This is a genomic window from Sphingomonas sp. NFR15, assembly GCF_900103265.1.
GTDB lineage: Bacteria > Pseudomonadota > Alphaproteobacteria > Sphingomonadales > Sphingomonadaceae > Sphingomonas > Sphingomonas pollutisoli.
Window position 1 is genome coordinate 42432 of record NZ_FMWX01000001.1, and the last position, 23865, is coordinate 66296.

Annotated in this window: 15 protein-coding genes; 13 read left to right on the forward strand and 2 right to left on the reverse strand. The window is 67.2% G+C overall.

The genetic code is table 11. The features are described 5' to 3' along the window. Positions 1 to 55 precede the first annotated feature (55 nt). On the reverse strand, positions 56 to 4087 hold the full coding sequence (locus BLS81_RS00200) for a glycosyl hydrolase (protein ID WP_093219263.1): 4032 nt from the start codon (positions 4085 to 4087) through the stop codon (positions 56 to 58). A 29-nt stretch (positions 4088 to 4116) separates the two neighbouring features. Continuing rightward, positions 4117 to 5217, reverse strand: a complete 1101-nt coding sequence (locus tag BLS81_RS00205; RefSeq protein ID WP_256326002.1) for a type 2 periplasmic-binding domain-containing protein — start codon at positions 5215 to 5217, stop codon at positions 4117 to 4119. A 124-nt stretch (positions 5218 to 5341) separates the two neighbouring features. On the opposite strand from BLS81_RS00205, the gene BLS81_RS00210 reads away from it, so the two are divergent. The 13 genes from BLS81_RS00210 to BLS81_RS00270 all read left to right on the forward strand — a co-directional run bounded on the left by BLS81_RS00210 (position 5342) and on the right by BLS81_RS00270 (position 23851). After that, the gene (locus BLS81_RS00210; protein ID WP_256326003.1) at positions 5342 to 6520 is read left to right on the forward strand and encodes a CaiB/BaiF CoA transferase family protein; all 1179 of its coding nucleotides are present in this window, start codon (positions 5342 to 5344) and stop codon (positions 6518 to 6520) included. Further along, a complete protein-coding gene (locus tag BLS81_RS00215; protein ID WP_093219269.1) occupies positions 6517 to 6966 on the forward strand; it encodes a MaoC family dehydratase in 450 nt (149 codons plus the stop codon). Before BLS81_RS00210 ends, BLS81_RS00215 begins: the two co-directional genes overlap by 4 nt. Positions 6967 to 6970: 4 nt before the next feature. Further along, positions 6971 to 7966, forward strand: a complete 996-nt coding sequence (locus BLS81_RS00220) for a sugar ABC transporter substrate-binding protein (RefSeq protein ID WP_093219273.1) — start codon at positions 6971 to 6973, stop codon at positions 7964 to 7966. Beyond that, positions 7960 to 9450 (forward strand): sugar ABC transporter ATP-binding protein, encoded by a 1491-nt coding sequence (locus BLS81_RS00225; protein WP_256326004.1) that lies wholly within the window; start codon positions 7960 to 7962, stop codon positions 9448 to 9450. Before BLS81_RS00220 ends, BLS81_RS00225 begins: the two co-directional genes overlap by 7 nt. After that, positions 9447 to 10571: an ABC transporter permease gene (locus BLS81_RS00230; protein ID WP_093219275.1), complete on the forward strand. Its 1125-nt coding sequence runs from the start codon at positions 9447 to 9449 to the stop codon at positions 10569 to 10571. Before BLS81_RS00225 ends, BLS81_RS00230 begins: the two co-directional genes overlap by 4 nt. Then, entirely contained in the window at positions 10568 to 11737 is a 1170-nt protein-coding gene (locus BLS81_RS00235; RefSeq protein WP_093219278.1) for an extracellular solute-binding protein, read from the forward strand. Before BLS81_RS00230 ends, BLS81_RS00235 begins: the two co-directional genes overlap by 4 nt. Further along, positions 11734 to 12795, forward strand: coding sequence for a Gfo/Idh/MocA family protein (locus tag BLS81_RS00240; RefSeq protein WP_093219280.1), 1062 nt, complete (start codon positions 11734 to 11736; stop codon positions 12793 to 12795). Before BLS81_RS00235 ends, BLS81_RS00240 begins: the two co-directional genes overlap by 4 nt. Continuing rightward, a complete protein-coding gene (locus BLS81_RS00245; protein WP_093219283.1) occupies positions 12792 to 13514 on the forward strand; it encodes an SDR family oxidoreductase in 723 nt (240 codons plus the stop codon). Before BLS81_RS00240 ends, BLS81_RS00245 begins: the two co-directional genes overlap by 4 nt. Further along, the gene (locus BLS81_RS00250) at positions 13511 to 15556 is read left to right on the forward strand and encodes a beta-galactosidase (protein ID WP_093219285.1); all 2046 of its coding nucleotides are present in this window, start codon (positions 13511 to 13513) and stop codon (positions 15554 to 15556) included. The genes BLS81_RS00245 and BLS81_RS00250 overlap by 4 nt, the downstream gene beginning before the upstream one ends. Further along, a complete protein-coding gene (locus BLS81_RS00255) occupies positions 15553 to 17139 on the forward strand; it encodes an alpha-L-fucosidase (RefSeq protein WP_093219288.1) in 1587 nt (528 codons plus the stop codon). Before BLS81_RS00250 ends, BLS81_RS00255 begins: the two co-directional genes overlap by 4 nt. Next, positions 17136 to 19214 (forward strand): beta-galactosidase, encoded by a 2079-nt coding sequence (locus BLS81_RS00260; protein ID WP_093219290.1) that lies wholly within the window; start codon positions 17136 to 17138, stop codon positions 19212 to 19214. Before BLS81_RS00255 ends, BLS81_RS00260 begins: the two co-directional genes overlap by 4 nt. A 312-nt stretch (positions 19215 to 19526) precedes the next feature. Next, positions 19527 to 20846, forward strand: coding sequence for an oligogalacturonate lyase family protein (locus tag BLS81_RS00265; RefSeq protein WP_256326005.1), 1320 nt, complete (start codon positions 19527 to 19529; stop codon positions 20844 to 20846). Positions 20847 to 20899: 53 nt separating this feature from the next. Then, positions 20900 to 23851, forward strand: a complete 2952-nt coding sequence (locus BLS81_RS00270) for a TonB-dependent receptor (RefSeq protein WP_176786961.1) — start codon at positions 20900 to 20902, stop codon at positions 23849 to 23851. Positions 23852 to 23865: the final 14 nt, after the last annotated feature.

Genomic DNA, 23865 nt, shown 5'->3' on the forward strand with positions numbered 1-23865 from the left:
GGCCCGCGCTGAAGTAGCGCAGGCGGGCGGCGGGCGTTCGGGCGCGGTTCGCGGGCTATTTCACGTCGATCGAATCCGCGAACACCAGCCGTACCGGGCCGAGCAACCCCGAATCGAGCAACGGCTCATCCTTCTGGAAGAAGGTCCAGGTCGAGAAGGCGACGCGGCCATCATCGGGCTTGGGTTGGCCCGCCTTGTACCAGTCCGGCAACGCGACCAGCTTGCGCGCCATCACGTCGGTCTTGCTGCCATCAGCCGCGAACCGCTCGCCGATCGGCCATTCGGCGTCGACACGTGGGTATGGATCGGGCTGTTGCGCATCACCAATCAGGCGGTTCGGCCACAGGCTGGTGACCGCGATGGCGACGTCGTTTTGCCCCACCCGCAGCGCGTCAGTGATATCGACCCGGTACGGCGCCTTCCACACCGTCCCGAGATCGCTCCCGTTGACGGTGACGTGCGCGAGCACTTCGACGCGGCCGAGATCGAGGAAGGTGCGGCGCCTCGCCCGCCGTGCCTGCGCGGGCACGGTGATCTGCCGCGTATAGGTCGCGGTGCCTGCGAAATACCGGATACCGGGATCCGCGTTGTGGCTGAGCGAGGCGAGCTTCGACAGCGCGGCGATTGCCGCCGCCCCCCGGCCGGGTTCGAACGCGACCTGCCAGCCACCTTCGACCGTCAGCGGCGTGGGCACCTGCGCGGTGAACGCCGCGCCGGTATCGAGCGTGTACCGGCCGCTCTCGAACGCCAGCGCGCGCAGCCCGGTAGCGGTGCGCTCGATCTGCGCCGGCTGTGCGGCGATGTCCGGCGCTGGCGGCCCTTTGGCAGTGATGACCGCGATCTCGGCCGCAGACAGCACGCGCGGCGTGGTGACGATCGCGCTGTTGTCCCCTTCGAAGAAGTAGGTGACGCCGCTCGGCGACGGCGCATCGCTCCCGCCGGCGAACACTGTGCGGCCGCTCTTGAGACCGGTCCGCGCGAGCTTGCCGTTGACGTAAAGGCGGGGTGTGCCGTGGTCATAGACCAAGGCGAAATGCGTCCAGCCCGCGATCGGCTGGTGCGAGACCAGCACCGCCGGCGCGGAGTCGGGCGACACCCGCTCGATCACATACGCACCGTTCCGTCCGACCGCGAGCCCCGCCACCGCCGTTCCGGCGCCATGCATGTCGGCGCCCGAGCGCGCCGGGATGACGTAGAATTTGCCCGTCTCATTGATCCGCCCTTCCGTGCGCTCCGGCGGCATCAGGCGCAGATCGATGTCGGGCTTCGCCCAAACCGAGAGCGTGAAGCTGTCGGACGGCGCTGGGGTGGTGGGCGGCGTCGCCGCGCCTAGATCGGCGAACCGCACCCCGTCTCGTGCTGCCCATCGCACGCTGGCGGCTGCGGGCTTGCGCAACATCACGAACGTCGATCCCGCCGGGTCGAGCGTGAAGGATACGCGCGTGCGGTCGCCCGTGGCATCGTACAGTGCTGGCGCGGCGACCGTACCGGTCTCTGGATTCCAGAGCTCGGGCGCCTTGCCGGCGACACGGAAGCTGCACGTCACCGTCTCGGCGCGGCGCTGGCGGTTCGCGACGAAATACATGTCGCCATCGGCCAGCGATCGATGCTGCCACACCACCTGCCCGTCCGGGGCGCCCGTGCGGCAATCGGCGTCCGGCCCGGCGCCGAGATCGCGAAGCACCCCCGCGATCGTGCCGGTCGTGTAGACCTTGCCTTTACCGAGCGTGTGCGCGCCATTCCCCGCGCCCCACAGGGCATCGACGTCGGCGCGAAACGCCGCCTCGGCGCGCGCGCCGCCGGCAAGCGACAGCAACCCGCGCGGGCGCTCGCCCAGCACGACCAGCCCGCGCGAAACCAGATCGCGCAACCGTGCCGCGAGCGCGCCCGTCATACCGGTCAACCCGTCCGGCAGCACCAGCATCCGATAACTGGCGCCATTGGGCAGAACGATGCGCCCGTCCCGCACCTCTGCCGAGGTCAGCAGCACCTCGGCATTGACGAAGTCATATTGATAGCCGGCAGGCATCGCTGGTGTGAAATGCGTGCCGATCCGCGGATTGCTGTCGGGCGAAATGTCGGGCCGGAGATATTCGGCCTGGTTGGGGCTGTCCTCGCCGACGAAATACAGCACGTCGGCGGCATGGTGGCCGAGGCCGAGCAGATACTGGCTGCGCGCCAGCGTATCGAGCCAAGGCTTGGCCGATTTGAACCAGGTGTTGCTTGCCTCCAGGTTGATCCCCCACGGGCCCATCGTCATGCCGGGCGCGGCCTTCGGGTCAGGCTGCATCGCGTAGCGGTGGAAATAGAGGCGATTGACCCCCTGGGAGAACATCAGGTCGCCCAGCGCCTTCATCGCATAGGGGTAATCGGACCAGCGGCTGGTCTGCGCCTCGCCGGTGAACGCCTCCGCTGCGACGAGATCCTTGCCGTAGACGTGCGCGGCGGAACTCACCATCTTGACCGAGCGATTGTCGGTCCACGGCGTACGGGTCCAGAATTCGGTCATCGGGAACTGCACGCGCCCGGACACCTGCAACTCGTCGAATGGCCCCGGTCCATAGCCCTCGACGGTGAACTCGAGCCCAGCGGCGCGGACGCGCTGCTCCATCCGTCCGTAGTAATTGTCCGCCATCAGATCGGCGAGCGTGCGGCGGAAATCGAACAGGAACCGGTCGGATGTCTCGCGGTCGCCCACTACACGACCGATCAGCGCGGGCGCGAAGGTGGTCAGCGGATAGCCGTTGCGCTTGGCGAATGCGGGGGGCACGCCCTCGCTCCAGTTTTGCAGCCCGGCCTCGTAGCTGTCGATCTCGATGCGCTTGAACGCCTTGCGCGCTTGGCCATCGGCAGCGGCGAGAACGCGCCCGATGCTGCTGTCGAACTGGTGATCGACCGCGGCGACATCGAACTTGTCGACCTCGAGACCGCGCCCGGAATCCGATGCGGCGACGTTGAGCTTGCCGGTGGGCGTGTGTCCGAGCCGCAGGATCGTCCAGCGCCCTTTCGGCGCGCGCCAGTCGAGCGAACCGTCCGCCGCGACCTTGCCGGTGAGGTCGATCACGGTGGCCGGGTCGATCGCCGGCGGGCTCACGGGCGCCCCCGCCGCGCCCGCACCGTTCGCGGGCAAGGCACGGAATCCATGTTCCGCCTTGATGTCCCAATCGGCGAGGCGCGGCGTTGCGTAGAACAGCGCCTCGGCGAGCTTCGCCTTGGCGGAAGGCGTCACCCTGAAGTAGCGTCCCGAGACACCCGCGAAATTCGCCGTTCCGGGCGCCTCGATCCCGCGTTCGGCGCCCACCGCCACCCGCGTGACCGGACGCCAGGCGCGGCCATCATCCGAGGCCTCGATCACGGCGGAGAACGCAGGCTGGTCCTTGTCGGCGTAGAGCGTCACCGCCTGCGCGGTAAAGGCGCCCTTGGTCGTGATGACGAGCGGCGCTTCCGGGCCGATCTCGACGGTCGAATGCAGATCGCGATCGACCAGCGTCGCGGCCGGGACGCTGCGCCCGCCGACGGACATCACCGTCACCGCCTCGCGCCACACGCTTTCGTCACTGGTGGAAGCCGGATAGGCCACGACGATCGCATCGCGATAGAAGCCGAGCTTGGTATAGGGTTGCGACAGCCGCGTCATGAGGCGCCGGCCACCCTCCACAGTCGTTTCGGTCCAGACGATCTGCTGCATCGCCTGCGCGGGGCTGATCCAGGGGCCGCCGCTCGACGACCAGCCCGGCGCGTTCTGCATCGCCACCGTCAGCCCCAGTTCGTCACCGCGCTTCATCATATGGGTCATCAGGTCGAGCCACTTCGGGCTGAGATAATCGACCGGTCCTTTGGGAATGTCGCTGCTGCCGTCGAACGCGAGCAGTCCGCCCAGCCCAGCCTCTCGCATCGCGGCGAGATCGGCGTCGATCCCCTCGCGCGTGACGTTGCCGTTCATCCAGAAATACAATGTCTTAGGCCGCGCCTCGGCGGGCGGGGTGCGAAACGCGGCTTCGCTCGGCAGAATATCGGCCGGGGCGGCGGTGGCGCAAAGCGCGGCAAGCGCGAAGCCGGAGGAAAGCGCGATAAGATGACGGATCATGAGGATTCTCCCCGATACGGGCTGATGGATCACCGGCTCGCGGCGTGCAGACGGTTAAGCGCCATGATGGCCTCGTCTGCGCTCTCTTGCCGTTGCAGCGCGAGGTTGAGACGTTGCGACGCGAGGTGCTGGAACGCCATGTAACCCCGGTGGCGCGGACGCAGCCAAGCGGCATCGAGCGTCGCTCGCGTCGCGCGGTAGAATTCCCGCGTCGCGGCGTTGGCCGCATCCGCGTCCCACGCGGCCGCATGCGCGGGCTGACCGCCATGCGTCGCGATGACATCGCGCTGCACCGCGCCTCCTGCGATCCACGTGGCGAAGCGCACCGCCGCGGCCGGATCGCGGCCTCGGGCCGAAACGGCGATCCCGGTTCCGCCAAGCGCCGATCCGCTTGGGCCGTGTTCAAGCGTTGGAACGTCGGCGAAGCCAATGGTCTCCGATCGGAACCCAGGCATCGCATAGCTGACGTAACCGTAGATCAACGGCGCCACAGCGAGCGTCGCGCCGGGACGGGCCATCTCCTCCAGCAGCGCAATCGGGTCCATGTCGTAAACACAGGGGTCCAGCGCGGCGGCGAACCTTTCGAGAAGCGCGAAGGCGCGCGCGGCTTCCGGCGGGAAAAGCGTCTCGCCCGTCGCGTCGAGGCGCACGCCGGTCAGCCCGCAAAGCGTGAAAAGGCTCATCAGGCTGTGTGGCGGACGCAACGGCAACGCCGCCCGCCCCGCCAGCGCCAGCGCGGTTAGATCGGTCCAGTCGGCAACTGGCGCTGCGATGCGGCTCGGCACCCATGCCTGCACCTGCGCGGCCGCGTCGATCGGCAGCGCCCATTGGTGCCTCGCCCAACGGTAACTTTCATACGATCCTCCGATCGATCCCGCCGCGATCGCGGCCAGCGCCGCTGGCTCGACCGCCTCGTCGAGCGCGATAAGGCACCCCGATTCGGCGATTTCACCGACATGCGGATGATCGATCACGATCAGATCGTAGCGCTGCGCGAGATCCTCTACCGGGTAGGTTTCGAAGTCCTGCAGCGAACGGCGGTCCCAAGCGATCGTTTCGCCGGTCTGCTGTTCCCAGAGCGCGGATGCTGCGGCAAGCGGGTCGAAACCTCTTGGGTGGTCCCACGTCATACCGCGCATATTTATTCCTCTACAAATATCCGGTTCATATATAAAATCCGGTTGACACCCCATAGCGGCAACAATAGCGTGTGGGAATATCCCTCGATAAACATAATGCAGTAAGGATAAGCGCTTGGAGACGGAGCCGCAGGCCGACCTGGACGCCCATGACGGGCTGCCGCTGTCCGGCCTGATGATCTTGGATTTCAGCCAGTTTCTCGCCGGCCCCTCGTGCGCGCTGCGACTGGCCGACCTCGGCGCGCGCGTCATCAAGGTCGAGCGTCGCGCAGGTGGCGACGCGAGCCGCAGCCTGTTGCTGGCCGGCACGACGTTCGACGACACCAGCGCTCTGTTCCATGCAATCAACCGCGGCAAGGAGAGCTACGCGGCCGACCTCAAGGATGCGGACGATCTCGCCGCGGTCAAGCGGCTGGTGGCGCGCGCCGACGTGCTGATCCACAATTTCAGGCCCGGCATCATGGACCGGCTCGGTCTCGGCTGGGATGCGGTCCGCGCGCTCAATCCCCGGCTCGTCTATGCCGGTGTCAGCGGCTATGGCCCGGATGGTCCGTGGCGCGATCGGCCGGGACAGGATCTGCTCGTTCAATCGCTGTCGGGAATGGCATGGTTGTCCGGCGACGCCGACGATCCCCCGATCCCGGCCGGGTTTTCGGTCACCGATATGATGGCTGGCGCGCAACTCTGCCAGGGCATCCTCGCGCTGCTGTTACGGCGCGGCGTGAGCGGACGCGGCGGCCGTGTCGACGTCAGCCTGATGGAGGCCGCGATCGATCTGCAGTTCGAGCATTTGTCGGTCCATCTCAATCAGGAGGAGCCGATGCCGCCGCGCAGCAGCGTGGCGGGCGGAAACGTCTATCTCGCCGCGCCTTACGGGCTGTACGCGACGGCGGACGGGCATCTCGCGCTGGCGATGGCGCCGGTCGATCAGCTTGGCACTCTGCTCGGAATGAGCGCGCTTGACGCCTTCCCGCCCGAGAGCTGGTACCCCGAACGCGACACGATCAAGGCGCTGCTGCGGGACCATCTGCTGACGCGCGGCACCGCCGATTGGCTTGCCGCGCTCGAGCCGGCCGGCATCTGGTGCGCGCCGGTGCTCGACTGGCCGGCATTGCTGGCGGAGCCGGCCTTCGCCGCACTCGACGCCACGCAGCGCATCGTCGCGCCGGGCGGCGCGAGCATGATGACGACCCGCTGCCCGATCCGGATCGACGGCGCGATCCTGCGGTCGTCGCGGCCGGCATCGCGGCTCGGCGCGGACCAGCAGCGGATCGATGAGGACATGACGTTATGATCGTCGCGCAATATTATGAGGATATTGAGATCGGATCGGAGCGGACCAGCTTCGGCCGCACCATCACCGAGACCGATTTCGTCGTCCATGCCGGGCACACCGGCGACTTCTTCCCGCATCACATGGATGCGGCATGGTGCGCCACGCAGCCGATCGGCCAACGCATCGCGCATGGCACGATGGTGTTCGCGATCGGCATCGGCTTGACCGCGACGACGATCAATCCGCATGCCATGTCCTACGGCTACGACCGGCTCCGCTTCGTCCGACCGGTGCATATCGGCGACACGCTGACCACGATCACGCGCATCGCCGACAAACGCGATCACCCCAAGCGCGCCGCCCAAGGCGTGGTCACCGAGAACGTCGATATCCGCAACCAGCATGGCGAGACCGTGCTGGCATGCGAACACCTCTACCTCGTCGATCGCCGCCCGGCCGGCTGATCCGATGCGCTGGCGCCCCCTGCCCCTCGCACTGACGCTGCTGGTCGCGATCGTCGCGATCGCCTCGCTGGTCGGCGTGCGCAGCGCCGCTCGCGCGGGGAATGGCGTGAACGCGACCGGCCCCGGCGGCGGAAAGCGCTACGGACTCTCGACCGTCGGGCTCAGCTTCCCGTTCGCTGCCGCGATCGCCAAGGGTTTCAGCGACGCGGCTGCGCGCGCCGGCGCGACCGCGATCGTGCTCGACGCCAAGGGCGACGTGCAGAAGCAAGCCAACGATATCGACGATCTGATCGCGCAGCATGTCGCGGGCATCGCGGTGATGCCGCTCGATTCGGTGGTAGCACAAGGCTGGGTCGCGCGTGCGGACAAGGGCGGCGTTCCGATCGCGGCGGTCGCGGCGCTGGTCGGCGATCCGCGCACACGACGCGTGGACGATGTGTATCCCGGGCTGGTCGCGCTGGCCTCACAGGATGAAGTCGCGGCCGGGCGCGCCGCCGGTGGCTTGGCGGCGCGTCTGCTCCCCGCCACACGCCCGGCGCGGATCGCGATCATCGAGGGCGCGGCCGGGTTTCCCGAGGTCGAGCAGCGCGCGCGCGGATTTCGCGAAGCGCTCGATTCGGCTGGCATGCGCTACAGCGTGGTCGCGACGCAACCGGGCAACTGGACGAGCGAGGGCGGCGAGGCCGCATGCCAGAACATCCTCGCCGCGCATCCGAACATCGACCTCTTCTACAACGAAGCCGACGACATGGTGATCGGTTGCGCGCGCGCGGTGCGGGCCGCCGGGTCGCACGCCCGGCTGATCGGCGTCGGCGGGTCTAAGCTGGCGATCGCCTCGATCAAGGCGGGCGCGGTCGATGGCACGGTGTGCTTCAAGCCCGAAGCGCTGGGGGCGCTCGCCTTCGCGGCCTTGCGGGGGGATCGTGGTCCGCGCTTCCGCACCTATCCCATTCCGGCGGTAACGCGCGCCACCGTTGGGGAGTGTGTCGGGCAATGGTAACGCCGCTGTTGACGCTCGCCGGGGTGACGAAGACCTGGCCGAACGGCACCGTCGCGCTGCGCGGGGTCGACCTCACCGTCGTTCCGGGGCGGGTCCACGGGTTGCTGGGCGCGAATGGCGCGGGCAAGTCCACCCTCATCAAGATTCTGTCAGGCGCGATCCCGGCGACCGGCGGTGACATCATCTGGCGCGGCCAGAGCGCACGCTGGACCTCGCCGCGGTCGGCTCGCGCCGCGGGCGTCGCCACCTTGTACCAGCACATCCCGCTCGTGCCGACGCTGAGCGCCGCCGACAACATCCTGCTCGAACAGCGCGGCTGGCTGCGCCACGCCGCTGCGGCAAGGGCGCGCGCGGTGGCGGTCACGGCGATGCTCGGCGATCCGTTCGCGCTCGACGCCATCGTCGGCGATCTGCCGATCGGCGCGAGGCAAATGGTCGCCATCGCGCAGGCGCTGGTCGGTGATCCGGCGCTGGTCATCATGGACGAACCCACCGCCGCGCTCGCCGGGCACGAGCGCGAGACCGTCTATCGCACGATCCGACAGCTCGCCGACGCCGGACGCGCGGTGCTGTTCGTGTCGCACTTCCTCGACGAGATCCTCGCACTGACCGACGCGGTGACCGTGCTGCGCGACGGCCGCGCGGTGCTGCACGCCGAGACCGCGACGCTCGACGAAGCCACGATTGCGGCCGCCATCGCCGGCCGTTCGGTGGCGGCGCTCACGCGTACCCCGCGCCTATCGCCACCCGGCGACGTCCTGCTCGACGTGCGCGGTTTGCGCGCTCCCGGCCGGCTGGCGCCGACCAGCCTCAGCGTCCGTGCCGGCGAGATCGTCGGCATCGCCGGCGTGCTTGGGTCAGGCCGCAGCGAATTGCTCCACGCGATCTTCGGCGCGGACCCCACCGCGCGCGGCGAGGTTTGGGTGAACGGGCGACGCATCGGCCTGTTCGCGGACGAGAGCGTCGCCGCCGGCATCGCGCTGGTGCCCGAGGATCGTGCGCGCCAAGGCTTTGTGCCACAGATGACGATCGCCGAGAACATCGCGCTGCCGCAGCGTCACCGCCTGCTCGATCGCGCCACCGAAGCCGCCGCCGCACGCGACGCAATCGCGCGGCTCGCCATCAAGGCCGATGGTCCCGACGCGCTGGTCAGCGAACTCTCGGGCGGCAACGCGCAGAAGGTCGTGCTCGCCAAATGGCTGACACCGGACACGCGCGTGCTGCTGCTCGACGAGCCGACCGCCGGGATCGATATCGGCGCGCGGATCGACATCCTCCGCGCCGTCCGCGCGCTCGCCGACGACGGCTTGGCCGTCATGCTGGTCAGCTCCGAGTTCGAGGAGTTGCTCGCCATCGCCGATCGCATCCTCGTCCTGCGCGACGGTGCGGTGGTGCGCGAGATCACCGACCCCGGCGCGCTCAACGAGGCCGCTCTGATCCGGATGACCGGGGGCGCACAGGCGGAAATGGGAGTGGCCGCATGAACCGGATCGACTGGCGGCGGCATTTCGGGCTGCGCGAGGCGGGCGTCTATTACGCGCTGCTGATCCTGCTCGGCGTGCTGGCGACGCTCGCGCACGCGCATGGCCTGCCCGGCTATCTGACCCCGCAGAACCTCGGCAACATCGCCTATCAGGCGTCGCTGGTCGGGATCATGGGCGTGGCGATGACGTTAATGCTGATCACCGGCGCGTTCGACCTGTCGGTTGCCTCCGTGGCGGCGCTGGCGGCGGCGGTGCTGGTCGGGCTGGCGCCGCAGGTGGGCTTCCCGCTCGCCGCGTTGGCGGCGCTCATCACCGCCGCCGCGATCGGATTGCTCAATGGCGCGATCGTTCAGTTCGTCGGCATCAACGCGTTCATCGTCACGCTCGGCACGCTTACGGCGGTGCGTGGGCTGGTGCTGGTTCTGACCGACGGGCGCTCGCTGATGGTCGAGCGCGCCGATACGCTCGCGCAGATGCTCGCCTTCGAAAGCACGCGCGTCGCGCTGTTCTGGCCGGTGCTGGGGATCGCCGCCGCGCTGCTCGCGCTCGGCGTCTTCCGCCGTTCCCTCCTCCAGATCGGCGCGGCGCTGGTGGTCGCAGCGCTTGCGCTGCTGGCCGGGCCAGGCGTCGCGGTTGCCGCACCGGTGGTGTATCTCGCGATCTTCACCACGGTCGTATGGGCGGTGCTGCGCTTCACCGTGATCGGCCGCCGTGTCTATGCGGTCGGCGGCAATGCCGAAGCCGCGCGGCTGTCCGGTATCAACGTCCACGCCTACAAGCTCGGCGCGTTCGTGCTGTCGAGCCTTGCGGCGGGCTTTGCCGGCGTGCTCTTCGGCTGCCGCCTCGGCGCGATCAACCCGACCGCGCTGCAAGGCACCGAACTGACGGTGATCGCGGCGGCGATCCTCGGCGGCACCTCGCTGTTCGGCGGCGCGGGCAGCGTCATCAAGACCGTCGCGGGCGCGCTGCTGCTGTTCACGCTCACCAACGGCTTCAACGTGCTCAACCTCGGTGCAAGCTATCAGGGGCTCATCGAAGGCGTCGTGGTGATCGCCGCGGCGGCGATCTACACCGTCGGCGGCGACCGCCGCCGCACGCGCCCCGCCGGAGCCGCGGCATGACCCGCTTGCGCATCGCCGTTCGCCGCTTCGACCCGTTCGCGCGCGCCATCGCCGCGCAATTCGCCGACTTCGTGCGCGCAACCGGCAGCGACGCCACGCTCGATGCGGTCGAAATGGACCTAAACCCACTCCATGCAACGCTGATCGGGCATGGTGGCCTTGCCTCGGGCGAATGGGATATCGCGTTCCTCAACACCGATTGGCTCGCCGAAGCCGTCGCTCGCGGGCTGCTCGAAGATCTCGGGCCGCACCTTGCCCGCGCACCGATCGACGATTTCCCACAGGCGTGGAGCCCTTCGCTCACCGGTTTGCAGCGCTTCGGCGGCGGCTTCTGGGGCATGCCGTATCATGACGGCCCCGAATGCCTGATCTACCGCAAGGATCTGATCGCGACCCCGCCGACGACATGGGAGGCGTTCCAGGCCTGCGCGCGCGCGCACCACGATCCGGCGGCGGGGCGTTTCGGTACGGTATTGGCGCTGTACCCCGATGGGCACAACGGCCTCTACGATTTCTGCATCCAGATCTGGTCGCGTGGTGGCGAACCGTTCGACGGCGCCGGCCGCCCAGCTTTCACAACCCGGCACGCGCACGACGCGCTCGATTTCCTGCGCGCGCTCGCACGCGACACGCGCGCGATCGCACCGAATTGCGCCGCGCTCGACAGCGTCGCGTCGGGGATGCTGTTCGCGCAGGGCAAGGTCGCGTTGATGCCCAACTGGTTCGGGTTCGCCGCCTATTGCGACACTGCGCCCGACAGTAAGGTGAAGGGCCTGGTCGATGTGGCGCCGCTGCCGGCGGGTCCGGGCGGGACGAGCGTGTCGCTCAATGTCTTCTGGGTGCTCGCGATCGGCGCCGGGTCTCGCAACAAGCCCCTCGCGTGGGATTTCCTGCGGCACTGCGCGACCGCGCCGATGGACCGGCGCACCACCACCGAGGGCGCGATCGGGGTGCGCCGCTCGACGTGGGACGATGCCGCGATCAACGCCGCCATTCCTTATTACCACCGGCTCGGCTGGCTGCACGACCATGCCCGCGCGATGCCGATCACGCCCGACCTCGCCCGGATCAGCCACATCGTCGATCGGATGACCACCGCCGCCGTCACCACCGATCGCGGCACCGCGGAACTGCTGGCGCAAGCGCAAGCGGAGGCGACGCAATGACCGACCTGCAACAAGCCTGGCCGATGCCGTCGGCGCCCCGCCCGATCGTCATCATCGGCACTGGCGGAATCGTCCGCGACGCGCACCTGCCCGCCTATCGAAAAGCAGGCTTCACCGTCGCCGGGCTGTACGATCCCGATCTGGTCAGGGCGGACACACTCGCGCGCGGATGGGGTGGCCTGCGCGTGTTCGGCTCGCTCACCGAGGCTGCCGCGCAAGATGCCGTCTTCGACATCGCCGCGCCGCCCGTGGCGCACGCCAGCATCCTCGCCGCGCTCCCGAAGGGCGCGACGGTGCTGCTCCAGAAACCGATGGGGCTCGATCTCGCCGGCGCGACCGCGATCCGCGATCTCTGTCACGCGCGCGGGCTGATTGCCTCGGTCAACTTCCAGTTGCGCTACTCGGCGATGATGCTGGCGATCGCCGACGCCATCCGGCAGGGGCGGCTCGGCACGCTGACCGAGATCGAGGTCCACATCAACCTCGTCACGCCGTGGCAGCTTTTTCCCCACCTCAAGCCAAACCCGCGCGTCGAGATCGTCAGCCATTCGATCCATTATCTCGACGCGATCCGGGCGTTGGTTGGCGATCCGCGCGGCGTGTTCGCGCGCAGTTTCGGCCACCCGACCAGCGCCTTGGCAGACACGCGTACCTCGATGATCCTCGATTATGGCGACATGCTACGGGTGCTGCTGTCGATCAACCATCACCATGATTTCGGTCGGCGGTTTCAGGACGCGCGCTTCCGCGTCGAGGGCGTCACCGGCGCCGCGACCGCCAAGCTGGGCGCGCTGCTCGACTATCCCACAGGCGAAGGCGACGAACTGTGGATCACACCGCGCCGCGGCCCGTGGGCGCGGGTGCCGCTTGCCGGCGCGTGGTTCCCCGACGCCTTCATCGGCCCGATGGCCAACCTGCAACGCTTCGCCGCCGGCCAGGACGCGGTGCTCGCCACCGCCGTCGATGATGCTTGGCAGACGATGGCGCTCGTCGAGGCGCTGTACCGATCGAACGACCAACCCGGCACGCCGCTGCCGACCCAAAGGACAGACCGTTGACCGACCTGACCGGACAGACCGCCCTCGTCACCGCCGCCGCACAGGGCATCGGCCGCGCGGCGGTGCTCGCACTCGCCGCCGCCGGCGCGCGCGTGATCGCTACCGACATCAACGCCGCCGCGCTGGACGGGCTTGCCGGCGAGCGGATCGAGACACGCGCGCTCGACGTGCTCGATCCGCACGCGGTCGCCGCCTATGCTGGCGAGGCGATCGACATTCTCTTCAACTGTGCTGGCGTCGTGCATGGCGGCACCGTGCTCACCACCAGCGAAGACGATCTCGATTTCGCCTGGGCGCTCAACGTCAAGGCGATGACCAGAACGTGCCGCGCGGTGCTGCCCGGCATGGTCGCGCGCGGCGGCGGCGCGATCATCAACATGGCGTCGGTCGCCTCCAGCGTAAAGGGCGTGCCCGATCGGTTCGCCTATGGTGTCACCAAGGCCGCGGTGATCGGGCTCACCAAGGCGATCGCCGCCGACTTCGTCGGCCAGAACATCCGCGTCACCGCCATCTGCCCCGGCACGGTCGAGACCCCGTCGCTCAACCAGCGGCTCGGCGCCGGCGGCGACTATGCGGCGACGCGCGCCACCTTCATCGCGCGCCAGCCGATCGGCCGGATCGGCACCCCCGAAGAGATCGCCGACCTCGTCGTCTATCTCGCCGGTGCGACCTACACGACCGGCCAGATCCACATAATCGACGGCGGCTGGACGATATGAAGCGCCTGGCAGCACTTTGGCTCGTCTGCGTCGCCACTCCGGCGCTCGCGCAGGCGCCTGCCCCCAAGGCCGCCTCCGAGCGGCTCTGGCTGGGCTCGGCCTGGTATCCCGAGCAATGGCCCGAGGAGCGTTGGGCCGAAGACCTGCGGCTGATGAAGGCGCACGGTGCCAATGTCGTGCGGATCGGCGAATATGCGTGGAGCCGGATCGAACCGTCGGAGGGCGCGTACGATCTCGCCTGGCTCCAACGCGCGGTGCGGCTCGCCGCCCGGTATGACATCAAGGTGGTGGTCGGCACGCCGACCGACACCCCGCCCGCGTGGCTGACCAGCAAGTATCCCGACACGCTGCGGGTCGATACCAATGGCGTGCGCGCGGGACATGGCGGGCGGCGGCAGTTCTCGATCACGTCGCCGCGCTATCGAGCGATGGCGCGCGAGGTTGTCGCGCGCATGGCCGATGCGGTCGGGGGCGAACCCAATGTGATCGGCTGGCAGATCGGCAACGAGCATACCGAGGAGAGCTACGACCCCGCCGCGCGCGACGCTTGGCACGCGTGGCTGAAGGCGAAATATGGCAGCCTCGACAGGCTCAACGCGCTCTGGGCGACGGCGTATTGGTCCCAGACGTACAGCGAGTGGGATCAGGTGCCGTTCAACGCCGGAATCAACAATCCGGGACTGATGCTCGATCTCAAGCGCTTCATCACCGATCAGTGGGTCGCGTTTCAGGCTAACCAGGCCGAAGTGCTGCGCGCCAAACTGCCCGCGCGCGCGTTCATCACCACCAATCTTGGCGGACTCGGCTGGGCAAACCGGTTCGATCGCTACGCGATCAACACCGGGCTCGATGTCGCGTCGTGGGACGATTACGTCGGCACGGGCCATCTCGACGCCGCGCGCAACGGCGCGGTCAACGATCTGGTGCGCGGCTGGAAGCGGCAGAACTTCTGGGTGATGGAAACCCAGCCCGGCTTCGTGAATTGGGCTCCGGTCAGCAATATGCTCTATCCCGGCGAAACGCGCGCGCTGGCGTGGCAGACGGTGGGGCATGGCGCCGATGCGGTGCTGTTCTGGCAATGGCGCAACGCGCTCAACGGGCAGGAGACACTCCACGGCTCGCTGGTCGGGCCGGACGGAAAGCCGTTGCCGATCTATGCCGAAGCAGCACAGATCGGCGCGGACTTCGCCAAGGCATCGCGGGCGCTGGCGGGCACCTCGCCCAACGCGCAGGTCGCGGTCCTACAGGATTACGACAGCCGCTGGGCGATCGACTTCCAGCCGCTCACCAAGGACTATGACCAGATCGGCGTGCTGCTCGATTATTATCGCCCGTTGAAGACCGCGCTCGGCGCGGTCGATGTCGTCTCGGCGGCAGCGCCGCTCGCCCGCTACAAGCTGGTGGTCGCGCCCAGCCTCAACGTCATCCCGGATGCGCTCGCGCGCCACCTCGCCGACTATGTGCGCGGCGGCGGCCATCTGATCCTCGGACCGCGCTCGGGCCTCAAGGACGAATACAACCGGCTCGACACCATTCGGCAGCCCGGCCCGCTTGCCGGCTTGCTCGGCGGACAGGCCGAGCAATTCTACGCGCTCGACGAGAGCATGGCGGTCGATGGCGGCACGGCGAGCGTGTGGGCGGAAGACCTCGTCGTCAAATCGCCCGATGCAAAGGTGCTGCTGCGCTATGGCAAGGCGAACGGGTGGCTCGACGGCCACCCTGCCGCGATCACCCGCAAAGTCGGCAAGGGCAGCATCACCTATTACGGCGCGCTATTCGACAAGGCGGTGACCAGCACGCTGATCGATCAGGCGCTCGCCGACGCCAAGGTCGTGCGCGACTTCGCGGTCCCCGCCGATGTCGAACTGATGACGCGCGAGGGAGCCGGCCGCCGCATCGCCATCCTTATCAACCACGGCCGCACGCCGCAGCGGGTCGCGTTGCCCGTGGCGATGACCGACGTCCTCGGCGGCGGCACCCTCCAGGCGGTCGATCTCGCGCCCGAGGGAGTCGCCGTGCTGCAAACCGGAGAAAAGCGATGACACGCGCCCTTGGAACCCTGTTGCTCGGGTCCGCCCTCGCCATCGCCACGCCGGCGCGCGCCGACGAGGCCTATCCGATGGATTTCAAGCCAGGCCCGGTCGCGCGCCAACTCGCCAAGGTCGACCGGGGCACTGCGAGCGGCCCCTACCGCCCCGATTGGGAATCGCTGAAGGCGATCCGCGTCCCCGCATGGTTCCGCGACGCCAAGTTCGGCATCTTCCTCCACTGGGGGCCGTATGCGGTGCCGGGGTTCCTGACCGAATGGTACTCGCGCAACATGTATGATCCGGCGAACGTCGCCTTCACCTACCACCGCAACGTGTTCGGCCCGCAATCCCGCTTCGGCTACAAGGATTTCATTCCCAGGTTCACCGCCGAGAAGTTCGACGCGGCACAGTGGATCGCGCTCTTCCAGGAGGCCGGCGCGAAATACGTCATGCCGGTCGCCGAACATTGCGACGGTTTCGCGATGTACGACAGCGCGATGACCGACTGGAACGAGGTCAAGATGGGGCCAAAGCGCGATACCGCTGCCGCGTTGGAGAAGGCGGCGCGCGCGAGCGGACTGCACTTCGGCCTGTCCTCGCACCGCGCCGAACATTGGTGGTGGTACGGGATCGGCCGCAGCTACGACAGCGACGTCAACGATCCGCGCTATGCCGGGCTCTACGGCCCGGCCGCGCCGGTGCGGCTGCCGGGGGATCCCGCCGCGGGCCAGCCCCACCCGTCGCACCTCGAAAATTGGCTGCCGCCCAGCAAGCAGTTCCTCGACGACTGGCTCGCGCGCACCACCGAGTTCATCGACAAATACGATCCCGAGATCGTCTATCTCGACTGGTGGACCAGCGCACCCGCGTTCGAGCCGTACCTCCAGCGTATGGCAGCCTATTACTACAACGCCGCCAAGAAAAAGGGCTATAGCCCGGCGATCGCCTACAAGGGCGCGCAGTTCGCACCCGGCACCGCGCTGTTCGACGTCGAACGCGGCAAGCTCGATGAGTTGCGGCTCGAACCGTGGCAGACCGATACCTCGATCTCGACAAAGAGCTGGGGCTATATTCAGGACGACGATTACAAATCACCGAAGTCGCTGGTGCAGGATCTCGTCGATATCGTGTCGAAGAACGGCAATCTGATGCTCAACGTCGGACCGCGCGCCGACGGCACGATCCCGGATGCCGCGCAGGCGGTGCTGCGTGGCATCGGCGCGTGGCTCCAGGTCAACGGCGAGGCGATCTACGGCACGCGCCCGTGGAAATATTTCGGCGAAGGCTCGACCACGCTGGTGGCCGGCGAGAAGTCGGAGGCGGCCAATCGCGGCTGGAAAGCCGACGACATTCGCTTCACCGCCAAGGGTGACGCGCTCTACGCGATCGCGCTCGAACGCCCGGCGGACGGCATCGTGCGGATCAAGACGCTCTATGCCGGCACGCCCTATCTCGACCGCAAGATTGCCGGGATCACGCTGCTCGGCGGCGGCGAAGTCGTGTGGCGGCAGACCGACAAGGGGCTGGAGGCGACGCTGCCGGCTGCGAGCGGCGCCGACATGCCCAGCGTCCTGCGCATCCGTTTCGCAGCATGATCGCCCGCATCGCTCTTGCCGCTTTGGCCCTGTCCGCCGCCGCGCCGGCGTCGCCGCAAGCCACGCCGGCGCGCGCGACCAACTTCCCCGACAAGCCGCCCCTTGCGGTCGGCGTGTCGTGGTATCCCGAGCAATGGCCCGAGGCGCGCTGGGCAACCGATCTCGCGCTGATGCGAAAGGCCGGGTTCAACACCGTGCGGATCGGAGAGTTCGCGTGGAGCCGGATCGAGCCTCGCGAGGGCCAGTTCGACTTCGCATGGCTCGACCGCGCGATCACCGCCGCCGCAGACCACGGCATGATGGTGGTGCTCGGCACGCCGACCGCCGCCCCGCCCGCATGGTTGACCCAAGCCTATCCCGACGTGCTGCGCGTCGATGAAGATGGCAAGCGCGCGGGCCATGGTGGCCGCCGCCATTTCTCGTTCGCGAGCGCGCGCTACCGCGATTTCGCCCGCACCATCGCCACCGAAATGGCCAAGCGCTACGGCCATGACCGGCGCGTGGTCGGCTGGCAGATCGACAATGAGATCGGGCCACCCTCGTTCGATGCCGAGGCCGTGGCGCGCTGGCACGCCTTTCTGAAGCACCGCTATGGCAGCATCGACACGCTCAACCAGCGTTGGGCAACCGAATATTGGAGCCAGCATTACGACAGCTTCGATCAGGTGCCGCTCCACGCGACTGGCCAGCAGAACCCGGCGCTGCTGCTCGACTTCAAGCATTTCACCACCGCGACCTGGACCGACTATGTCGCCAACCAGTCACGCGCGATCCGTGGCCTTGCCGATCCGCGCCAGTTCGTCACCACCAACACCATGTTCTGGAACGGCGGGTTCGACCACTTCGCGCTTCACCGCGATCTGGATCTGGCGGCCTGGGACAATTACATCCCGAGCGGCCGCCCCGACTGGGTGGCGAACGGCGCGAACCACGATCTCGTCCACGGCTACAAGCAGCGCAATTTCTGGCTGATGGAGACGCAACCCGGCCGCGTCGATTGGGGGCCGGTCAACCGTGCGCTCGATCCGGGTCAGGTGCGGGAAATGGCATGGCAGGCGATCGGCCACGGCGCCGACGCGGTGCTCTACTGGCAGTGGCGCCCCGCGCTTAACGGGCAGGAAACCTACCACGGCGCGCTGCTCGGGCAGGATGGCTTGCCCAATCCGATCCTCGCCGAGGTCACCCGAACCGCGCGCGAGATCACCGCCGCCGCGCCCGCGCTCGCCGACACCGTCCCGGTCGCGCGCGTGGCGATGCTGTTCTCTTATGACAGCCGTTGGGCGATCGACCTTCAGCCGCTCAACAAGAGCTTCGATCCGATTCGAGAGTTCACGGACTTCTACCGGCCACTGCGCATCGCCGCGCAGGGTGTGGCCGTGTTGCCCGTTGATGCCGATCTGTCGCACTACCCGCTCGTCGTCGCCCCCGCGCTCAACGTACTTACCGCTGAGACGGCGCAGCGGCTCACGGCCTATGTGCGCGGTGGAGGCCACCTCGTCCTCGGTCCGCGCTCGGGGATGAAGGACGATGCGAACGCGCTATGGCCGGAGCGCCAGCCCGGCCCGCTAGCCGCCCTGCTCGGCGCGCATGTCGAGCAATTCTACGCGCTCGACGCGCCTGTCGCGCTGTCCGGCGCGGTCAGTGGCTCCGCCGCGACCTGGGCGGAAGCGGTCACGCCCGACGCGACCGACACGCAGGTTCTCGCGCGCTACGCCGATCCCGGCGGCTGGCTCGATGGCAAGCCAGCCATCGTCACGCGGCAGGTCGGCAAGGGCAGCGTCACCTATGTCGGAGCATGGCTCGATCCGGCACCGATGCGGTCGCTGGCCGAGCGGCTGTTGCGCGATGCCGACATCAAGCCGATCCTCGCCGGCGCCCATTCCGATATCGAGGTGAGCGCGCGCGCCGGTGCGGGCCGCTGCATCCTCGTCGTGGTCAACCACGGCTCGGCGGCGCATGACGTTGCCGTCCCGGCTGGCGCCCGACTGGCCGCCGGGGATATGAAAGACGGCACGCTGCCGCCGCATGATGTCGCTGTGCTAGAAGTCGCCGGCGAGTCCATCTGCCGCCGGTAAGCCGGGCCGGGATCGGGCCAACGCGCGGATCAGCACCGCGCCAGAGATAGACGCGCCACGTCGAGCGCATTGAGCACCGCACCTTGTCAGGCTGCCGTGGCAATCGCCGCGCATCGCCTGTCGAGGTGGCGCGCACGATCGGCGCTGTGCGCGGCGTCTGCGTCGCTCAAACGCCATGTGATCGCGAGCATGCCACGGGCATGCTCGCCTCGAACGCGCGCGCACAAATCGGACGACCCGCCGGTTGACACCATAATGGTCCATAATATATGAACTGGTGCCATAATATGAAACTATAAGGGAGAGAACGGCGTGCTCAACGTTTCCCATCGGGCTCTGGTCGCAGCCGCATTGATGATGACGCCGGTCTGCGCGCATCCCCAGAGCGCGCCTCGCGACTGGATCGATCCGGCCACCGGGCACCGCGTCGTCCGCCTCTCCGATGAACCTGGCAGTTCCAGCCTCTACTTCAACTTCAACGGCTACACGCCGCAGGGCGACCAACTGGTGATCTCCACGCCCAAGGGCATCGCCAAGGTCGATCTTAAGACACACAAGCTGACGACGATCGTTCCGATCGCGGGCCCCTTCCGTCTGCTGTTCGTCGGACATCGTACCCGCACCGCTTTCTACCAGACGCAAGCTGCCGACGGTTCCGGCGCGAAGACGATCTTCGCCGCAGATGTGGATAGCGGCAAAACGCGCAAGATCGCGGCGCTCGCGCGCGGCGACATCCAGACCATCAACTCGGACGAGACCTTGCTCGCCGGCGTCGATACCGATCCCGCCGCCGCCGGCGGCGCGCTCGCGGTGTTTCAGAAGCGCGATTCCCGCTTCGACCAATCCGACTACAAAGCCACCGGCGCGGATGGCAAACCCCTCCCCTATGCCGAGGCGAAGGAGGTGCGGATGAACGAGCGCCTCGAGGCCAAGATCCCAATGGAGATGTTCACCATCGACACCCGCACCGGCGAGAAGCGCGTCATCCACCGCGCGACCGACTGGCTCAACCACCTGCAATTCTCTCCCACCGACCCCAATCTCCTGATGTTCTGCCACGAAGGGCCCTGGCACAAGGTCGATCGGCTCTGGCTGATGCGGCTCGACCACCCCGAGACGCCGCCGCTCAATCTCCACCAGCGCACGATGAACATGGAAATCGCCGGGCACGAATGGTTCGCCCAAGACGGCAAGACCATCTGGTACGATCTGCAAACGCCGCGCGTGGAGGATTTCTGGGTCGCCGGCTACAACATCGCGACCGGCGCGCGGACGCGCTACCACCTTCAGCGCAACGAATGGTCCGTACACTTCCATAGTGCGCCCGATGGCAGCGTGTTCTCAGGCGACGGCGGCGATCCCGAAATGGTCGCGCACGCGCCCGACGGCAAATACCTGTATCTGTTCACGCCCCACGGCATCCCCGACGTGGCCGGCATCCACGCGGCGGGAGCGGCATCGCTCATCAAGCCCGGCTATTTCACCGCCGAGAAGCTCGTGAACATGGCCAAGCAGGATTACCGGCTCGAACCCAACGGCAATTTCACGCCCGACGGCAAATGGATCGTGTTCCGATCCAACATGCACGGCGGCACGCAAGTCTATGCCGTGGAGATCGCCAAGGCGCGCTGAAGCGCCGCCGCCCGACGACTATCGACGAACATCAAAAATCTAGGGAGTGGAGCATGACCAACTTTTCCGCCGCGCGACAGCGGCTGCGCACGCGCACGTCGAGCCTCGCACTCGCCGCCTTGCTGACGATACCCACGGCGGCAGTCGCGCAGCAGCCGCCCGCCACGCAGGCCATCGCCCAGCCACAGGATACCGCCGCAGACACCGAGACACAGGATATCGTCGTCACGGGCTTCCGTCAGAGTCTCCAGTCGGCCCTCAATGTGAAGAAGCAGGCGACCGGCGTGGTCGACGGGATCAACGCGGCCGACATCGCCTCCTTCCCCGATGCGAACCTCGCCGACTCGTTGCAACGCATTCCTGGCATATCGATCGAACGCGACGGCGGCGAAGGGCGCCAGATCACGGTGCGCGGTCTCTCCGGCGATTTCAGCCGAACGCGCCTGAACGGGCTGGAATCGACGATCGCGACGACCGGCTCGACCCTCGGCGCGGGCATCAACAAGGGGCGCAGCTTCGATTACAGCGTGCTCGCGTCCGAGCTGTTCAATTCGATCGTCGTGCGCAAGACGCAGTCGGCGGAGATCGACGAGGGCTCGCTCGGTGCGACCGTTGATCTCCAGACCGCGCGGCCGCTCGATTTGCCCGGTTTCCAGGCGGCGCTTTCGGCGCAGACCGCTTATTACGACATCAACAAGAGCTTCGCGCCGCGCCTTGCCGGGTCGGTCAGCAAGACCTTCGCCGACGGTCGCATCGGCATCATGCTCTCGGGTGCGTACAGCAAGCGCAACGTGCAGGAAGACGCATATTCGAACACCGTCCTCGCCGACTTCGGTGACGTGAACGGCGGCTTCTGCCCGGTCGTCCCGAACACCCCCGTCATGCCGGTCGATCCGCTGGTCGGTAGCAAGCCCGTGATCAATCCCTGCATTCCCGCGCCCGGCGCGTTCCCCGGTTCGACCCCGTCGGCATATGACACGGTCAACCGCCCCAACGTGTTTGTGCCCAAATTGCCCGGCTACGGTCGTTTCGTGAACAAGGAGGAGCGGATGGGCTTCGCCGGCACGGTGCAGGCCAAGCCGACCGATACCACGCTCATCACCATCGACGGCGTGTTCGCGCGCTACAAGCAACGTCAGAACGATCTCGCCACGAACCCGATCAGCCTGAACCGCGCCAATGGAACCGCGACCGCCGGCCTCACCGCCGCGCAACTGACCGGCCGCCCGAATATGAAGATCCGCGAGGCGCAGGTCGATGCGAATGGTCAACTCGTCTATGGCGTATTCGACGACGTCGACTTCAGCGTCACCAACAGCGAAAACCGGTCGACCACGACATTCTATCAGGCCGGCATCAACATCGACCAGAAGATCGGCGAGGCGGTCGATTTACATCTGCAATATGGGCAGAGCGAATCGATTTTCGACAATCCCTATTCTCGCCTCGTCACATTCAGCCGCTTCGATAGCGACGGTTTCGTCTACGACGCGCGGACCAGCCCGACCCGACCGCTCCTCAACTACGGATTCGACGCGACCAATCCGAACAACTGGCAGTTCCTCAACGGCTATGACAACATCCGCGAATTCACCAACAAGGTGACCAACCGGCTGCACACCGCGAAGGGTGATCTCAAGTGGCAGGTCAACGATCAGTTCACGGTGAAGTTCGGCGGCGCCTACAAGCGCTTCAACTTCATATCGGCGCGGCAACAGCGGATCGCGGGGACGACGACGATCCCGACGCTGGCCTCGGCGGGGCTGACGATCGGCGATGTCAGCACGGCACCGGTCAGCATCAACACGATCGGCCTTCCGAACGGCGCGACGTCGAACTTCATCGTGCCCAACATCGGCAAGATCATGGATGCGTTCGGCGTCGATTGCTACTGCGTCAACCAATATGGTGATTTTCGCCTGGGAAGCCTCGGCACCGGCGCCCAGGGCGACAACCGCTCGGTACAGGAAGAGGATGTCAGCCCCTACCTCCAGTTCGATTTCAACATGGATATCGGCAGCGTCGCGCTACGCGGCGACGCCGGCATACGCTACGCGCACACGCATCAATATTCGGAAGGCTTCGTCGGCATCGGCACGCCGGTCAACTTCACGCGCAACTATGAAGATTGGCTCCCCGCGATCAACCTGGCGCTCGACCTCACCCCCAGGCTGACCGCTCGTTTCGCGGCGGCGAAGGTGATGTCGCGCCCCTCCCTGAGCTTCCTGACACCGGGCGGATCGATCTCCACCGTCAACCCGCCCTTCTTGGCGACGGTCGGCAATCCGCAACTCGATCCCTATCGCGCAACCAATCTCGATGCGTCGGTGGAATGGTATTTCCAGCCGGGGGCGCTGCTTTCGGTGGCCTATTTCCACAAGGACGTATCGAGCTTCGTCCAGCAGATCAGTTCGATCTCGACCTACGCGGCGGCCGGCCTACCGCTCGAACTGCTCACCCCTTCGCAAGACCCGAACACCACGACTACCATCACCTCTTATGCCAATTCGGCGGGCGGCAAGATCGACGGCGTCGAGGTGCAATATCAGCAACCCTTCACCTTCCTGCCGGGCTTCCTGAAGCATTTCGGCACGATCCTGAACTATACGCACATCAAGTCGAACATCAGCTACATCCTGACCACCAACGCCGCCGGGCCGACGTTCATCCGGCCGCTCACCAACGTCTCGCCGAACTCGGCGAACGCGACGCTCTACTATGAGGATGCGAAGTTCTCGATCCGCGGTTCGCTCGCCTATCGTGACGAATATCTGCGCATGGTGCCGTTGCGCGCGGGATATGCGGACACGACGGGCTCGTATTCGAGCACCAACCTCGACATGTCCGCCTCATACAAGCTGACACCGCACGTCACGCTGACGGTCGATGCGATCAACCTCACCAACCAGCCGAGCAGCTATTGGGACGGCGAGGATCGCCGCGACCAGCAAATCTACAGCTCGACCGGGCGCCAGTTCTTCTTCGGCGCGCGTTATAAGTTCTGATCGACTGGTGAGAC

What these genes read in the sequence shown, in the direction of transcription:
- BLS81_RS00260 (WP_093219290.1), top strand. Translation starts at nt 17,136, where the DNA reads ATGATCGCCCGCATCGCTCTTGCCGCTTTGGCCCTGTCCGCCGCCGCG.
- BLS81_RS00255 (WP_093219288.1), top strand. Translation starts at nt 15,553, where the DNA reads ATGACACGCGCCCTTGGAACCCTGTTGCTCGGGTCCGCCCTCGCCATC.
- BLS81_RS00240 (WP_093219280.1), top strand. Translation starts at nt 11,734, where the DNA reads ATGACCGACCTGCAACAAGCCTGGCCGATGCCGTCGGCGCCCCGCCCG.
- BLS81_RS00250 (WP_093219285.1), top strand. Translation starts at nt 13,511, where the DNA reads ATGAAGCGCCTGGCAGCACTTTGGCTCGTCTGCGTCGCCACTCCGGCG.
- BLS81_RS00220 (WP_093219273.1), top strand. Translation starts at nt 6,971, where the DNA reads ATGCGCTGGCGCCCCCTGCCCCTCGCACTGACGCTGCTGGTCGCGATC.
- BLS81_RS00205 (WP_256326002.1), bottom strand. Translation starts at nt 5,217, where the DNA reads ATGACGTGGGACCACCCAAGAGGTTTCGACCCGCTTGCCGCAGCATCC.
- BLS81_RS00270 (WP_176786961.1), top strand. Translation starts at nt 20,900, where the DNA reads ATGACCAACTTTTCCGCCGCGCGACAGCGGCTGCGCACGCGCACGTCG.
- BLS81_RS00225 (WP_256326004.1), top strand. Translation starts at nt 7,960, where the DNA reads ATGGTAACGCCGCTGTTGACGCTCGCCGGGGTGACGAAGACCTGGCCG.
- BLS81_RS00200 (WP_093219263.1), bottom strand. Translation starts at nt 4,087, where the DNA reads ATGATCCGTCATCTTATCGCGCTTTCCTCCGGCTTCGCGCTTGCCGCG.
- BLS81_RS00235 (WP_093219278.1), top strand. Translation starts at nt 10,568, where the DNA reads ATGACCCGCTTGCGCATCGCCGTTCGCCGCTTCGACCCGTTCGCGCGC.
- BLS81_RS00230 (WP_093219275.1), top strand. Translation starts at nt 9,447, where the DNA reads ATGAACCGGATCGACTGGCGGCGGCATTTCGGGCTGCGCGAGGCGGGC.
- BLS81_RS00215 (WP_093219269.1), top strand. Translation starts at nt 6,517, where the DNA reads ATGATCGTCGCGCAATATTATGAGGATATTGAGATCGGATCGGAGCGG.